Origin of the sequence: Desulfoferrobacter suflitae, from assembly GCF_022603395.1 — a bacterium.
Taxonomy (GTDB): Bacteria; Desulfobacterota; Syntrophobacteria; order Syntrophobacterales; family Syntrophobacteraceae; genus Desulfoferrobacter; species Desulfoferrobacter suflitae.
Window position 1 is genome coordinate 215076 of sequence record NZ_JAIBKA010000004.1, and the last position, 13093, is coordinate 228168.

Annotated in this window: 9 protein-coding genes; 4 read left to right on the plus strand and 5 right to left on the minus strand. The window is 55.9% G+C overall.

Annotated elements, in window-relative coordinates:
- The first annotated feature begins 386 nt into the window (after nt 1-386).
- From K1V27_RS08610 to K1V27_RS08620, 3 genes are all read left to right on the plus strand, one after another.
- The gene (locus tag K1V27_RS08610) at nt 387-776 is read left to right on the plus strand and encodes a YraN family protein (protein ID WP_258929273.1); all 390 of its coding nucleotides are present in this window, start codon (nt 387-389) and stop codon (nt 774-776) included.
- The gene (rsmI, locus tag K1V27_RS08615) at nt 773-1660 is read left to right on the plus strand and encodes a 16S rRNA (cytidine(1402)-2'-O)-methyltransferase (protein WP_258929274.1); all 888 of its coding nucleotides are present in this window, start codon (nt 773-775) and stop codon (nt 1658-1660) included. The genes K1V27_RS08610 and rsmI overlap by 4 nt, the downstream gene beginning before the upstream one ends.
- Before the next feature lie 160 nt (nt 1661-1820).
- Nucleotides 1821-4583, plus strand: coding sequence for a MopE-related protein (locus K1V27_RS08620; protein ID WP_258929275.1), 2763 nt, complete (start codon nt 1821-1823; stop codon nt 4581-4583).
- Nucleotides 4584-4921: 338 nt separating this feature from the next.
- Here the strand turns inward: K1V27_RS08620 and K1V27_RS08625 are convergent, their stop codons facing one another.
- Nucleotides 4922-5380, minus strand: coding sequence for a hypothetical protein (locus K1V27_RS08625; protein WP_258929276.1), 459 nt, complete (start codon nt 5378-5380; stop codon nt 4922-4924).
- Nucleotides 5381-5852: 472 nt separating this feature from the next.
- Between K1V27_RS08625 and K1V27_RS08630 the strand changes: the two genes are divergently transcribed.
- A complete protein-coding gene (locus K1V27_RS08630) occupies nt 5853-6332 on the plus strand; it encodes a hypothetical protein (protein ID WP_258929277.1) in 480 nt (159 codons plus the stop codon).
- A 181-nt stretch (nt 6333-6513) separates the two neighbouring features.
- Here K1V27_RS08630 and K1V27_RS08635 read toward each other — a convergent pair whose 3' ends face one another.
- From K1V27_RS08635 to K1V27_RS08650, 4 genes are all read right to left on the minus strand, one after another.
- Entirely contained in the window at nt 6514-8397 is a 1884-nt protein-coding gene (locus K1V27_RS08635) for an ATP-dependent helicase (RefSeq protein WP_258929278.1), read from the minus strand.
- Nucleotides 8398-8497: 100 nt separating this feature from the next.
- Nucleotides 8498-8800, minus strand: coding sequence for an encapsulin nanocompartment ferritin-likeEncB family encapsulin nanocompartment ferritin-like cargo protein cargo protein (gene encB / locus K1V27_RS08640; protein ID WP_258929280.1), 303 nt, complete (start codon nt 8798-8800; stop codon nt 8498-8500).
- A 173-nt stretch (nt 8801-8973) separates the two neighbouring features.
- Entirely contained in the window at nt 8974-11400 is a 2427-nt protein-coding gene (hdrA2, locus tag K1V27_RS08645) for a CoB-CoM heterodisulfide reductase HdrA2 (protein WP_258929283.1), read from the minus strand.
- A 45-nt stretch (nt 11401-11445) separates the two neighbouring features.
- Nucleotides 11446-13041 (minus strand): hydrogenase iron-sulfur subunit, encoded by a 1596-nt coding sequence (locus K1V27_RS08650; protein WP_258929286.1) that lies wholly within the window; start codon nt 13039-13041, stop codon nt 11446-11448.
- Nucleotides 13042-13093: the final 52 nt, after the last annotated feature.

Consider the following 13093-nt stretch of genomic DNA (forward strand, 5'->3'; position numbering starts at 1 on the left):
AAGCAAGAAATATCTTCATCCATGCCGCAATGGACGATGTGCCGTTCCTCCGTCAATCCCCACGGGTGCTCCTTGGTGTTCCTGACCCAAGCCCCGCGGAACCGGTTAAATACTTTTGATATCAACAGGATAAGATTGGCTGTGAAGCTAGCACATCCAGCCTCGCAAGGCAAAAGTACTGAGGAGCGAGTGCGAACGGTTTTGGACCATAATGCCGGGGAGAGCTTGTTTTTTTGACTGTTTTTGAGGTTTCGGATTTTCCTTTGGCGGCAAATCAGGAGTTGAGGGTTCAAGCAATATGATGTATGCACAAGGAGAGTGGTGTAGTGATCAGAGCATCAAGTCCAAAGGGACCTTCGAGTATTTGACGCATTGAGTGGGGCCACATGCAGGGAGCAAGCGCGGAGCAGGGGACAAGCCGCCGGAAAAAGGGCAAAGAAGGAGAATTGCTTGCGGAGAACTTCCTGCAAAGCAAGGGGCTGCGTATAGCGGCACGCAATTTTCGCTGCCCCCTGGGCGAAATTGATTTGGTCGGATGGGACGGTAATACGATTGTTTTCATCGAAGTGAAGTCTCGCTATTCGAGAAATTTCGGATTGCCCCAAGAGGCCGTTTCACTCAGTAAACAAAAACGATTGACCCGGCTTGGTCAATGGTACATTAAACAAAATCGGCTGCAGGGGCGGCCGGCAAGATTTGATGTGGTGGCGGTCGATTGGCACAGGGGAGTGCCTGAGCTCACCTGGATTGTCAATGCCTTTGAAGCCTGCGAATGAGCGTAGGAGAAGGGATACATGAAGGTTCGATCGATCCGGCTATGACTTCAGGTGCACTCTATATCGTCGCAACGCCTATTGGAAACCTTGCAGATATCAGCTTTCGAGCGGTGGAAACACTGCGCAGTGTGGACCGAATCGCCGCGGAAGATACCCGCCACACCAGAAAATTGCTGACGCACTACGAGATTCAGAAGCCACTGGTGAGCTATCACAGTCGGAACCTGCACAAGCGCGGTCCGGAACTGCTGGTAAGAGTCCAGGCGGGTGAAACGCTTGCCCTGGTGACGGATGCCGGAACCCCGGGAATTTCCGATCCCGGCTCCTTGCTCATACGTCAGGCGTTGCACATGCATGTTCCGGTTGTGCCCGTGCCCGGCCCGGCAGCGCTGATTACCGCGCTGGTGGTTTCCGGTCTTCCTACCCAACCCTTCGCCTTCCTGGGTTTTCCGCCCAGCCGCGGAGCCGGTCGAACGCGGTTCTTCCAGTCTTACTCGACGCTCACCATGACTCTCATTCTCTACGAATCTCCTCAGCGTTTACATCGCACACTGGGTGATGTCGAGCGCTACTGGGGTGACCGGCAAGTGGCGGTAGCTCGGGAGCTCACCAAGAGATACGAGGAGGTTTATCGAGGCGCGGTAACGGGCGCACAAAGCTATTTTGTCCAGCCGGTCAGGGGCGAATTGACGCTGGTCGTGGCGGGCGCTGAGTCGGCGCCTGCCGGCAGTGCTGAAGCGGTTTGGAGTGAGGATCTCCATGACCTCATCGAAGTCCGGGGCATGGCCGTGAAGGAGGCGGCAGGCGTCATCGCCGCTAAACACGGCATCGCGCGGCGCCTCGTCTATCAAGCAGCGGTGCAGTTGAAAAGACGGGGAGAATGAGCGGGCGGCGATTCGTTCTCACTGTCATTGCGGCACACAGCGGAATACGCAACTTCAATGCCGCCAAGTCGATGAGTTCCGTCCCGGCGGTGCGGCGTCGGTGCGGCTGCGGGTTCTGGGTGAAGTCATTGAATTTGGGTCAAGAGGGGGAGGGGAATTGATGTTCGAGAGGCCGGGCAGACGTTGCTTGCTATTGGCACTGGCTGTTTTCCTTGTTGCCAGTGGAGTGAGTTTTTTACATCATCACTGGCGATGCAGCGCGGCGCCGGATGCCCATGCGCTGGACTTCGGCGAGACTTTCCAGGATGTGCCCCCCTCCCATTGGGCCTACAGCTATATTGAACGGTTGTATGGCGCGGGGATCACGGCAGGTTGTGCGGATGGCTTTTTCTGCCCGGATGAGCCGGTCACGCGCGCCCAGATGGCAGTGCTCCTGGAAAAGGCTAAACGGGGAAGCCTTTTTCAGCCGGCCAAGGCACAAGGTATCTTTCAGGATGTGCCCGCCGACCACTGGGCTGCGGATTGGATTGAGCAGCTTTTCCAGGACGGCATTACCAGGGGATGCAGTGTGGAGTTGAAACAATACTGCCCCGACCAGTTGGTAACACGGGCCGAAGTCGCGGTCCTGCTTGGACGGGCCAGGTACGGTCAGGATTTCCAACCGCAGGAAGGTTGTGGGGTTTTTGCGGATGTCCCCGGGAATCATTGGGCTGCCGGTTGGATTGAACAATTGTATGCGGATGGAATCAGCGCAGGCTGTAACGCCGACGTGCCGCAGTATTGCCCGGCCAACCCTGTGACACGGGGTGAGTTGGCGGTATTTCTGGTGCGGGTTTTCGTCGATCTGAATTTTGCCGAAGCTGTCATAGGGGCGGAAGGAGGCATTGTTGCAGTCACCGATCCCCTCAGTCCCTTTTATGGAGTCCAAATTGAAGTTCCACCGGGTGTCTTACCTGAGGCCAGAGTGTTATCGCTGGCTGTAGAAAAGACCTTTGCATCGGAGTCATCCAGCGAGTTAACCCTGGCCCTCGAGCCACTGGAAATCGAGTTGCTCAAGCCTGTCCGCATAAAGATTCCATGTGCTCTGCTTGATTTCGCAGACGGCAAGGTGATTTCCTCCGTTGCCCTCCACCAGGACGGCATCGAACCGCTGACGGCCCGCCTTGAAGGTGAGAATATCGTCGTAGAGCTCGACCGTTTATCGAATTTAATGGTTTTCAGTGATCATCGGCTGATGATCGTCATGGACATTCCCCCCCGGTACCTGAGCGCGGGAGCCATCCTTTACGCACTCACGGGATGCCCCGACTGCAAGTGGTTCCCAGGACATGTCGGAATGTCTCTGGGCCGGGGTGCATCCTTCGGGCTGGAAACCATTGTGGAGTCCACCCCCTACCTGAACTGCGGGCTGGACGTGTGCAGTGGGGACAGCGACTGTCTCGGAGTCCGCTTCAACGCTTTCCATGACTTCGCGCAAGCAAACCCTGACCATATCTACATGGGGGCACGCCTGCCGAGCGACGCCGACGAACAACAGCGGCAGCTTGCCGCTTCATTCGCCGGCGGTAAAACCGGATACAAATATCAGTGCGTCGGGACTGTGCCGGCCCAGGACGGATTCAGCTGCGTTGGCTTGGTGGAAGCGGGTTATGCGAGCAGCGGCTGTGATATCGTTCCCACGAACGTAGCTTTGCTGCCAAGAACCCAGTTCAATCGTACCCGACCGGTGAGAGATATCACCGCAAGACCGGGTGAACTCATATCGATTCCCGTCAGGGGTGTTGTTGATACCGCTCAATTGGGCGGCACCGGCTACAGCGACAATCCGGCCCTTACAGTCATCGAAGCTGCGGACCTCCCGGCAGGTGCCGCACTCTCCATGCCTCCAGGAAGTCAGGCATACGATTTCAGATGGACACCGCAGTGCCAGCATCTCTCCGATGAACCGCACACTGTAAAGTTTACCGCAAGGCTTGCGGCTTTTCCCGACATTCAAGCTCATTCCCAACTTCTCACCATACACCTGATCCCCGATACCCAGGAAATTTGCGGTGACGGGTTCGACAATGACTGTGATGGACAGGTTGACGAGAACTGTCTGATCGATTCCGATCAGGATGGTGTAGCCGATGACATCGACAAGTGTGCGGCTACTCCGGCGGGAGAGCCGGTGGATCCTGCCGGTTGTTCCGCTTCCCAGAGAGACCTTGACGGTGACGGGTATTCCGAAAACCATGACTGTAATGACCACGATGCCGCCATTCACCCGGGTGCAAAGGAAATCTGCAATGACGGTGTCGATAACGACTGCGATGGGTTGGTGGATGAAGGGTGTGCTCCGCCCGATCCCAAAGACATCGACGACGACGGGGACGGATATACGGAAAATCAAGGAGATTGCAGGGACAGCGACAAGACCGTTTATCCCGGCGCCGTTGAAATATGTGACGATGGAAAGGACAACAACTGCAATGGCAAGACAGACTGTGACGATCTACAGAGTTGCGCCGCTTTTGCAGCATGTGCCAATCTCCTTGAACAAGAGAGAGAAATCATCAATCTGGTCAACCAGGAGAGAAAGAAAAATGGTCTTTCTCCTTTGACCAATGTGGATTCGCTCAACGTGGCTGCGCGCAGGCATTCTGAGGATATGGCGAAAAATGATTTCATGAGTCATACCGGCTCCGATGGGTCGAGCCCCTGGGATCGAATGCTCGATGCCGGCTACTATCTCACCACTGGGGGAGAAAACGTCGCCGCTGGATATTCTACTCCTGCCGCAGTCTTCGTCGGATGGATGAACAGCGCCGGGCATCGAGACAGCATGCTGAATCCAGGTTTCTGTGACATTGGGGCAGGTTACGCCTACAACGCACAGAGCTCCTACGGTCATTACTGGACGCTGACCTTTGGCTGCCGATGAGCCATTCCCGTGAATGTGCTGCGCTCCGGTGCAGACGATCGACCCCCTGGGAACGGAGCGCCGTGATGGATTGCTGCGCGAGTCCGGGATTGGTTTGGATGGATTCCAGCCGGAGTGCAGGCGTGAAGTCAATGTGCCGGCCGGCTGCCGTGTGACTCCTGTGCAATGGATCGAGTCATTCCAGAAACTCAGTGATCATCTTCGCCTAAGGTTGGCCGCATAGGAGCTGTTCTGCGTCGATTCGGCGCAGGTTGCCGGGTTGTGCCCGAGCAGGGGAGGCGGAAAAGGGATGGACCCGGCTTTCCGCCGCAAATGGTAGGGGAATTCCCCAGAGGCTTCTACGGTTGAGTGATGAGATCGAAACTTGCGCCGAGCCTTCGAACGAGTGCCATGAACTTAGCCGGCAGTGGAGCGTCACGATCAAGCATGAGGATTCCCTGTTCCCTGGCCTGCGTGAGAATATGTGAACTGTCAATGCCTTCCTGATAATCACACAGGAACTGGACTCGCAAGGCATCGGTCAGGGGAATGCGCATCTCCGGAAGATCCGTCGCTATGTTTTTCAGCTCCAGCTTGATGAAGAACTTGTTTTCCCGAGCGAAACCGGCGAACGGTTCTGCAGGGTTCTGACTGCCGAACACTTCATTGATCACGGCGCCAGCCAGGTAATTGATATAGCTGCTGTCCTTGTGTGGATATTTGCGCGGAAGATGCAGTTTCAGTTTTTTGAAAAAAACCATTCTGATCACATCAATGCCCTCGCGTAAAACAGGAATCAGCTTGCTCTCATATTCCATAGAATCTCCCTGTGAATATCGTATGACCACCTATCTTTCAATTGAGCAATTTATTCGGTACGTACGGCCCTGGTCATGCCGGTGCAACACCACAGCGGACAGGCATCCAGTGAGCAGGACTGCCCGTCTGGATTGCGGCATTCGCCGCAATGACCCTGGCAGCTTTGCCTGCCCAGCATCGTCCCGCGTGGGTCACCAGAAGCCCCCGCTTGCCACACAGGCAGTTTACCAGAATATGCGGCTGAAAGCAGCAGTTTCAGCCAATTTTTTCGTTTGCGGCCGGGCTGCCGTTCGCAAATTTCAAACGCAGCAAATGGCACCGCAAAAAATACCGTCTTTTATCATTGAAATGGGTAATTCACTGTATTTATCAGAGGCTTGCATTCGGGTAGTAGTATTCCTCAAGAACTGCCCTCGATGTCTGTTTGGATCCCGGGTGGGCAGGTAACTGCAGAGTAGAGGAGGGTGCACGATGCAAGATCGATCGTTGTTGCGGCATGTCATTGAGAAAAATCGGATTTCCATGGAAACACGCAGGGTGGGGTCCAATCCCATCAATGTCCAGGAAGATGGGTTGGATGAGCCCAAACACTACAAGTGCAGCCTATACCGGCCCGGACGGCGCGTTGAAGTGTATCTATCCGTTGGCGCAAGCGCTGCTGTGCCGACCCTGCCCGATGTGCTGCTGATGCTTGCCATGGATGCTTCCGGGTGCGAGATGCTGGAGGGCTTGGACCAATATCGGGACGAGTGGCCGGTCATATTTGGCGCTTCCGACGGAAACCTGCAGGAGATTGAGAGCTTTTGGCAGGAATATCAGGTTCGCTGTGAGCAGACCGAACAATTCAAAAAATTCCTGGGAGCACCCATCTACAACGAATTGCTGCGCTGTTTTGAGCATGAGAATCCCCTCACAGACCTGGCTTCCGCACTCTCCGAGCAGCTGGCATAGGAGGTTGTCCGAGAATAACGGCCGTACATCATCCCACCGCAGTGGCGGTGGCCCGGCAGGAATTTCGCACCTCTTGTGCCCGCAGCCCAGGCCGTCTGGTGGAGCAATCCTCATTTTGCCTGTAGACCGATTCGGTTTTCACAATCGAGTCGGTCTTGACTCCCGGGGAGTGCTCCACCGGTCAAGCATCCCTCAGCAATCTCTCGGGAATTTCGTGCAGGAAACGGCTGGGCTGCGTCGCTTCTCCGCGCCGCCTGGCGGCCCAGCTAAGATGCAAATGGTCCGAGGCTCTTGTCATGGCGACATACATGAGCCTGCGTTCCTCTTCGATGCCTTCCTGGTTTTCCTCGTCATGGCCCTCGATCATGACCGACCGGCGGTGAGGCAGAATTCCTTCCTCCAGAGTCACAACAAATACCACCTTGAATTCCAGTCCCTTGGCGGCGTGAATAGTTGAAAGCCTGACGCCGTAAAGGCTGTCGTCATCGTCCTGATCCTCTCGAATCAGTGCGGCATCTTCCAGGTAGTCGGCAATGGTTTGCTTCTGCGAGGCGGAAAACACCATCTGATCAATATTTTCCTTGCGGCTTGTGTAATCCTCTTCGCTCTCCGAAAAAGACTTCAGGTACGCGTCGTATTCCATTTCCCGCATGACCTGCCGGATAGCATGGTCGGGATGGACATGAGCCAGGGCAGGAAGGAAGTCCAGCAGTTGCTGCAGGGCCGCCGCCGCCTTTTTGGGCAGCACCTTCCGGGCGATGGCCTGAGCACATGCCTGCTGCAGGGACATGTCAGGTTGTCTGACTGCCAGTATCTTGTTGTACGCTGCCGGTCCAATTCCCCGCTTGGGAACATTGATGATGCGCTCGAAGGAGACATCATCGCGGGGATTGACTGCACTGATCAGGTAGGCATTGATATCCTGCACCTCGCGCCTCTGGAAAAATCCCTGTGCACCGACCATCGTGTAGGGGATGCGCCCTGAGCGCAGGGCGCGTTCGAAGGACAGAGAGGTGAACTTGGTGCGGAACAGAATGGCTATCTGTTCCACTGGAATCTTCTCGTAGCTGATATACTCCCAGCATTTTTCCGCAACCCAGGCGGCCTCATCCTCTTCGTCATAGAATCTTTTGAGCTGGATGAGCTCTCCGTCCCGATCGCTGAAGCACTGCTTGTCGATGCGGTTGGCGTTGTTGGCGATGACGGCGTCGGCAGCGGCCACAATTTGTGCTGTCGAGCGATAGTTTTTTTCCAGCCTGAACAGTTGTGCGTCGGGATACACCTTGGCAAAATTGATGAAGTGTCCCGGATCCGCCCCACGGAACTTGTAGATGCTCTGGTAGTCATCCCCCACAACGGTGAGATTGCCGTTTCTGATCAATAGGTTGATGATCTCGTTTTGAATGCCGTTCGAATCCTGAAACTCATCCACCAGGATGTAGTCAAATGTCTCCTGGTACTGCCGCTTGATTTCGGGAAAACGGGTGAACAGGTCCCGGGTGAGCAACAGGATGTCATCGAAGTCCACCGAATTGCTTTGCTCGAGCAGTTCATTGTATCTCGTATAGATTTCGGATCTTCTCGGGGTTTTCCCGAAAGCATTGAGATAAGCGAGGGGCCGGCCGGAATTTTTCGCTCGGGAAATCATGCCGGCGGCGCCGTACAGGTACTTTTTATCCAGGTTGAGCTCCGCCAGTACTTTTTTCAGATGCGCCTTCTGCTGATGATCCGCGTGAATCATCAGGGGCTTTCGGTAGCCGAGCAGTTCACAATGGACCTTGAGAATTTTAAAGCAAGCGCTGTGAAAGGTCCTCAGCCAGGGGAAATCCGCAACCGGCCTGGCGGTGATCTCGACCAGCCTCTGCTTCATCTCCTCTGCGGCTTTATTGGTGAACGTGATGGCCAGGATTCTCGCCGGGTCGTAGCCCAGCTTGTTGACGAGATGGGCGATTTTACTGGTGAGCGTTCTGGTCTTGCCGCTTCCGGCGCCGGCAGTGACAATGGTGGGTGAGGAGACGTAAGCGACGGCTGATTGTTGGGCCGCCGACAACTGCTGTTCATCCATAGAAGAAAGTGGGCTCCCTGGTATTTGTGTCTAGATCCCCTGGCATGCGGATTTCGCCAGGCGCATTGCGAGTTTTTGCCCGCGCCCGTCCCGGGTTGGGTTATTGGGATTTCTTGATTTCTTCTTCCACTTCCCGGGCCCCCTCGGCGTAGAATTTCTCCTCGTCCGGGTCCAGTTCGTGCAGAAGCCGCAGAAACTCGCCGGCATGCACCCGTTCCTCATCAGCGATGTCCTTGAGGACTTCGATGGCCAGCTGGTTGTCTGTTGATTCTGCAAGTTGCATGTACAACTGGATGGCTTCGTATTCGGCGGCAATCATGAAGCGGATGGCTCGGACAAGTTCCTCATGCGTCAGCTTCCTGTCATTAGCCAGCCCTGCGAAGGGTGATCCAAATTCCGGCATGATTCCTCTCCTTTCCTTGTGTCTGTGTCACACGGGACTTCAACGAGTGGCGTCGCAGCGGGTGCGGTTCATGTCTCACCCGGTGCACGCCGCCATTGACCCGCATCGATCAGTCTACTACCAGCCATGCGAAAAAGCGACAAAGAATCGACCATGGAACGCTGCCCATGAGTTCAAGCTCCATCTGCTGTATTATTAGTCAGAATGGTTATGGTTTCAGCAATTTCCTCAGGGGAGACGGTGCTGCGCAGCTGTTCGAGACGCTGCATGACTTCAGCAAAGCGCATCCCCTCGGCGGCGCTGATCCACTCGAGCTGCAGCCGTTCGGGCCGGATGCCCAGCTTGGTCATTTTCTTGTGAACTTTCCGTATCCGTTTTTCCGTCCAGTGATTGGCGTCGATGTAATGGCAGTCACCGATGTGGCATCCGCTGACCAGAATGACCGGAGCCCCTTTGGCGAATCCATGCCAGATGAATGACTCGTCCACCCGGCCCGAGCACATGGTGCGGATGAGCCTCGCGTTGGGGGGATATTGCAGGCGGGAAACGCCGGCATAGTCCGCCCCGGCATAGGAGCACCAGTTGCAGGCAAAAGAGAGAATCTTGTCCTGGGGACGGTCGTTGAGCATGGCGTCGATCTGGTCGAGGATCTGTACGTCGGTGAAATGATTCATGCTGATGGCGCCGAACGGGCATTCCGCGGCACAGGTGCCGCAACCCGCACAGGCGGCGGTGTTGACCACTGCGGGGAGCTTCTTTTTGACGTCGACGGTGATTGCATGGTAAGGGCAGACTTCGGCACATCTGCCGCAGACTTTGCAGTGTTCGCTCAGAACTTCGGAAGTGATGGGCTCCGTCAGGATTTCGCCTTTGTGCATCAGACGGATGGCGCGCGCTGCAGCCGCCGACGCCTGCGTCACACTCTCCTTGATATCCTTCGGTCCTTCGGCGCAGCCGGCATAGAAGATTCCCCGCGTGGCGGCGTCCACAGGTTGCAGCTTGGGGTGGGCTTCCAGAAAAAAACCGTCGGTTGTCAATTGGAGCCCCAACATTTCCTGCAGCCTGGAAGCCCCGCTGGAGGGCTTGACCCCGATTGCCAGAACCAGCATATCCAGCTCGTGATATTCGATTTTGCCGCTTGCTGTGTTCTCCACAGCCAGCCTGAGGCCCCGTTCGGGAGTTTCCTCCACGGTTCCCGGAAGACCCCTGATGTAGTGCACTCCAAGCCTGCGGCTGCGCTTGTAAAGGTCCTCGAACCCCTTGCCGAAGGCCCGTATATCGATATAGAAGACCTTCACCTGGATGTCCCGGTCGTGTTCTTTGAGCACCAGAGTGCTCTTGATGGTGTTCATGCAGCAGACATTGGAACAGTATGAGCTGCCTTTCCTGGACGAACGCGATCCCACGCACTGGATGAAGCCGATCGAGCGCGGTCGTTTACGGTCGGTTGGCCGCAGCACCTTGCCTGCCGTCACACCGCCTGCATTGATAAGCCGCTCGAACTCGAGGCTGGTCAGTACATTGTCAAAGCGGGTATAGCCGTATTCGTCGAGTTCCGTCGGGTCATAGGGTTCCATGCCGGTGGCCACAATGACACTGCCGACTCTTTCAACGATTTCTTCGTCGGACATGTGAAAGTTGATGCACTGCTTATCGCACACTTCGATACACTTGGCGCAAACGGCGGGATTGTGGCCCAAACATTCGTTGACGTTTATGGTGTAGGCCGACGGAACGGCTTGCGGGAAGGCGGAATAGATAGCCTTGCGTGAGGACAGGCCAAGGTTGAATTCGTCAGGGCGGACCACCGGGCAGACTTTGGCGCATTCGCCGCACGCCGTGCACTCGTTTTCGTCCACGTAGCGGGCTTTCTTGAGTATTTTTACGTCAAAATTGCCGACGTAGCCTTTGACATCGACCATTTCACTCAATGTGTACAGCTTGATCCGGGGATGCCGACCGACATCCGTCATCTTGGGACCAAGTATTCAGATGGAGCAATCCATGGTGGGGAAGGTCTTGTCCAGTTGTGCCATGGTCCCACCGATGGACGGTTTTTTCTCCACCAGCACAACGTCGTAGCCATTGTCCGCCAGGTCAAGAGCAGCCTGTATACCGGCTACCCCGCCACCGATGACGAGGGTGCGCTGGGTCAACGGCAGCCGCTCGGGTACCAGAGGCTGCAGATGGCGCACTCGAGCCACCGCCATCCTGGTTAGATCGAGCGCTTTCTCAGTGGCGGCGTGCGGGCTCTCCCTGTGCACCCAGCTGCAATGTTCGCGCAGGTTGGCCATTTCCATGAGATACGGATTCAACCCTGCCGATTGAACCATTTGCCGAAACGTGGGTTCATGCAGTCTGGGCGAACAGGAAGCGACGACAATGCGATCCAGATTGTGCTCGTGAATGGCGTCCTTAATGCTTTTCTGGCCCGGTTCCGAGCAGGCGTAGGGAAGGTTTTCGGCAATCACCACATCGTCCCATTGCGCAGCCCTCCGCGCCACCGCTTCACAGTCGACCGTGCGCGCGATATTCAAACCGCAGTGGCACACGTACACTCCGATGCGCGCCCGCGCCGGTCCATTATCGACTCTTTCCATGATCACAATTCTCTTCCCAGTTCATTAAGGGTTTGCGATTCAGATCTACTCCCATCGGATGTTTTGGGCCAAAATCGTAGTTAAATCTTGCATTTCCATCTTCAGATCAGAACCCAGAAAAAGATCCTCCATGGCGCACTTGAGATGGATCTGGCACTTGGGGCAGGCGGTCACCAACAGGTCGCTGCCGGTCTCCCTGGCCTGGCGCAAACGCTTGACCTGCAGTGCCTTGGTATAGGCATCACAGCCGGTCCAGGCGCAGTTGCCACAGCACAGGGAGGAAATTCCACGATCCTGCATTTCCACAAAAGCTTGCGGCTGAAGGCGCTGGATGAGCTTGCGCGGAAGACTCGCATCGACCGGAGAAGCACAGTTCAGACGAGCCAGGCGGCAGGGATCCTGAAAGGTGATGTTGCGATGGAGGGGGGCAAAGCCGATGGCGCCCTTGTCTATTTCTTGTTCCGCCAAATCGAACAGGTGAGTCACTCTAAAGTCGAAGCGCAGCCCCAGTTCGGCGTAATCTTTGCTCAGAGTTCTGTAACACTCGGGGCAGGCGGTGACCACCTCCTCGATGCCCAGATCCTGAATGGCCGCGACATTGAGTTTGGCAAGCTTCAGAAAGTTTTCCTCATCGCCCGTCCACAGCAGATCGTGTCCGCAGCATCGTTCTTCCTGCAGGAGTGCCGGGAAGATGTCGAAGAAATTGAGGAGGCGCAGCGCATCCACCAGAACATCCCTGGTCTTGATGCCCAGATGATGCCTGAAATAAGTGTCGAAGTAAGGGGCGCAGCCGCCGAAGAACAGGACCTTACTGTGGGAGTCGGTCTGAATGTCTTTGGGAAGCCATTTCCAATGCTCTATTCTGAGGTCGGGAGAGGTCATGGTGCGCATGAGCGATTGAAAAAATCCGCCGTGCGCTTCGCGTCCCGTTTTCCCTCCGGCTCGCTGGACCTTGCGCAGGTCTCTGATGAATTCAGGAAAGTCGACGGCAGAGGGGCATCGATCGTAGCAGATGCCACAGGTGAGACATGACCAGATGTCTTCGTGCATGGACAGAGACTCGAGGTCGCCGCCGGCAATCGTATTGGCCATCGCTCTGGGGGAAAAGGGCTTGCCGGCCAGGCTCAAAGGGCAGGCCGACGAGCATTTGCCGCAATCCTGGCAGGCGAAGACATCGTGGGATGTCATGAGTCGCATGGCGGCTTCCCTTGTCATGGCCGCCGAACCCCTGTGCGAGGTCGGCAAAACCGGGCTCTGGCCGATGGTCAGGATTTCTGCATAGAAATTCTTCAGGAAATTGAGCAGATCTTCAGCTTGTTCGGGCAGAAACGTCGCCCACTGCAGGCGTTGCTTGCCGAGCCCCAATAGATCAAGAATACCGCGCGTGTCCTCGACATTTCTCTCGGCGACGGCAGTGCCGCTTCCATAGCGACACGACCCGGCTTCACAGCCCACCAGAGCGACCCCGTCGGCCCCCATTTCGAAGGCGCGCAACAGCAGCGACTTGCTGATTCTTCCCGTGCAGGGTATGCGCACCATGCGCACCTGCGGCGGGAGGTCGGCGCAATCATCCTGCAATGTCTGAAAGGCAGCATGCGGATTCCAATTGCACATGAAAAGGACGATCTTCAGGTCACTCATGGTATGCTCGTTCGCTTCCTGCTGAAGTTTTGAATGGCTCGTGTCTTATTGT

Bases quoted from the DNA above. Each gene is read 5' to 3' on its own strand.
- K1V27_RS08610 (WP_258929273.1), top strand. From the start codon at position 387: ATGCAGGGAGCAAGCGCGGAGCAGGGGACAAGCCGCCGGAAAAAGGGC.
- rsmI (WP_258929274.1), top strand. From the start codon at position 773: ATGAGCGTAGGAGAAGGGATACATGAAGGTTCGATCGATCCGGCTATG.
- K1V27_RS08620 (WP_258929275.1), top strand. From the start codon at position 1,821: ATGTTCGAGAGGCCGGGCAGACGTTGCTTGCTATTGGCACTGGCTGTT.
- K1V27_RS08625 (WP_258929276.1), bottom strand. From the start codon at position 5,380: ATGGAATATGAGAGCAAGCTGATTCCTGTTTTACGCGAGGGCATTGAT.
- K1V27_RS08630 (WP_258929277.1), top strand. From the start codon at position 5,853: ATGCAAGATCGATCGTTGTTGCGGCATGTCATTGAGAAAAATCGGATT.
- K1V27_RS08635 (WP_258929278.1), bottom strand. From the start codon at position 8,397: ATGGATGAACAGCAGTTGTCGGCGGCCCAACAATCAGCCGTCGCTTAC.
- encB (WP_258929280.1), bottom strand. From the start codon at position 8,800: ATGCCGGAATTTGGATCACCCTTCGCAGGGCTGGCTAATGACAGGAAG.
- K1V27_RS08650 (WP_258929286.1), bottom strand. From the start codon at position 13,041: ATGAGTGACCTGAAGATCGTCCTTTTCATGTGCAATTGGAATCCGCAT.